Here is a 2,298-nt window from a genome sequence, read left to right as displayed (position 1 = left end):
GGGTGATGGTCGAGGGCTACTCCCGCGAACTGTCCAGCTGCGGCTTCTGGCCCGGCGGAGGCGACGAAGGCGCCTTCTACGCCTACGCCTACCCCGAACCCGAGGGCTTTGCCGACCACCCGGTCCTCCCCGACGGCGCCTACTACAGCCGGGAGAACGGCCAGTTCCTCCTCCCCTACGAGGCCGTGGCCGACGCCAAGGACCCCGACACGGCCCTGATGAACTTCCTCCAGACGACCTACGAGGCCGCCGCAATCCACGCCGACTGGGACCGCGCGTCCCTAGAAGAAGACCCCACCCGCTGGTCCCACCGCCAATAGCGCACACCTGCATCGGCCGCACCCGGGAACGGTGAGTCACGTACCGGTTGCGGACTGTCAAGCTATGGTCAAGAATCAACCCGAGACCGGTCGCTGAGCCCTCCCCAAGGGCTGCCCGCGTCCCGACCGGCAAGCCCGCGAACCCCAGAAAAGGCGATGGGGAGCGGCCCTAGCGGGCGGCTCCCCTGCCTTAGCGCGTGGTCCCGGAGGGAGGGTCGTCGCCACGGATCGGGCGGTGACCAGCTCCAGGAAAGGCGATGGGGAGCGGCCCTTGCGGACGACTCCCCTGCCTAAGTGCTCTTCACAATAGGCGACACCCAGCGTGACCGCAAGTGACACAGAGAAAGCCGAGGCATGGCCGAACGGGATGAACTTCTCAAAGCACGTATCTACGAGCTCCTGGAGTCGTGGCAGCCATGGCAGCGACGGCTGTGGGATCTCGGCACCGTACTGGCGCTGCGGGAGGCGGCCGAGGCCGCCGACTGGGTATCGCGGCAGGTGCTATCGCAGACGGCGACCTCCTGGTACGCGAGAGAGTCCCTGCTGCCCCGGCTCGGCAGTGACGCCGCCGTCCGGGACGGGCAGGTCCGCCGGCACCTCAACGAGGTCTGCAGACGCCCACTCAAAGCGGGGACGCGCGGGCAGCGGTCCCTGACCCTGCTCGCCGACCTCGTGGAGGACGGCTATCTGCGGCGATGGCACACCCTGATCTCGTCCGGCGGCCCCTACGACGTGGAACGGGCCGCACGGTACATCACGTCCCACATGCTGGACCAAGGGTTCCATCAGGATCATCTACGGAGGCAGGTCAAAGGCCGGCTCGACGCCGCCGCCCGCGCGTCCGACCTGATCGAGCTCTTCATCGAACTCCAGGCCCAGGGGAACAACCGGTTCTCGGGCTTCGTGGTGCTGGAGGGGAAGATACCGGCCGGGGATATTGCGGCGAAGTCCGCACACTGGCTTGATCAGAAGACCGTCAGCGCTCTCCTCGCCGAGGGTTTCCCCAGCCACCCGACGCTCAGGGGCAGCGGCGGGTTCCGGTTTCGGGTCGAGGCTCGGGACCCCTACATGGCCGTGGTGGAGATGACGGAGATCTTCGACCGGCTTCGCAACCGGGCCCGGTACCTGAGGGGCCGCCAGCAGCTCGCCGCTCATCCTGTGCTGTTCGTCGAGGGCATGGCGCAGCCGCAGGAGTTTCAGCGGGGCGACCCGTCGGTGACCGTCCACTCGCTCGCGAAGGCCGGGGTGCTCTATGACGGCCTTACCGCCATGGAGGACGGGTCCCGGCTGGACGACGCGCTGGAGCTGGCCGCGCCGTTGACGGGAAGTTCCCCGAGTACCGCCGTCGCGGGTGCTTGGGCGGCGTTGGAGTCGCTGCTCTTCTGCGATACCGACGAGGCCGACCGGGAGGAGGGACGGGCCGTCGCCGCGGATCGGGCGGCGGCGCTCGTGGCGGCGGGCTGGTGTCGGGCGGAGCTGACGGCGCTGAGTCACCGGGCGGAGATTGTGCACGCGGACGCGCGGCTGCGCGCTGAGCTCGAACGCGCGGGGAAGGTGAACCGGGCGCGGGTGGAGGTGCTGCTTCGCTGGCTGAGGTCGGGGGCGGCGCCGCCCGCCCTCGCCCCCGCGGATCTGGCGGCGCTGAACAGGATGCGGGGTCTCACGGAACGTCCGCATGCGACGCTCGGCCGGGTCAACGGCTACCTGCGCGGGGCGTTGCGGCGGCTCTACCGACAGCGGAACATCGTCCTGCATGGGGGTTCGACCCGGTCGGTGGCGCTGCGGGCATCCCTGCGGACGGCTGGCCCCCTGGTCGGTGCGGCGCTGGATCGGATTGCGCATGGTTACGCATCCTGTGACGTGTCCGCGCTGCATCTGGCCAGTCGGGCGCAGCTTGCGTTGCGGGTCGTCGAAGATCCGGATGGGTGGCCGCTCGAAGAGCTGCTTGAGGTCTGACGGGTCAGGGGGTGAGGGTGGT

Annotated in this window: 2 protein-coding genes; both read left to right on the top strand. The window is 69.3% G+C overall.

All coding sequences use genetic code 11. The features are described from left to right. A partial coding sequence (locus E1200_RS32670; RefSeq protein ID WP_243709040.1) for a DUF5996 family protein occupies positions 1-320 on the top strand: 320 nt, incomplete at its 5' end. 354 nt (positions 321-674) lie between these two features. Next, positions 675-2,276: a hypothetical protein gene (locus E1200_RS32665; protein ID WP_131956450.1), complete on the top strand. Its 1,602-nt coding sequence runs from the start codon at positions 675-677 to the stop codon at positions 2,274-2,276. Positions 2,277-2,298 lie beyond the last annotated feature (22 nt).

Source organism: Actinomadura sp. GC306 (genome assembly GCF_004348665.1).
In the GTDB taxonomy this organism is placed as follows: domain Bacteria; phylum Actinomycetota; class Actinomycetes; order Streptosporangiales; family Streptosporangiaceae; genus Spirillospora.
The sequence above is the reverse complement of the archived record's forward strand: the minus strand, read 5'-3'. Positions and strand labels throughout refer to the sequence as shown.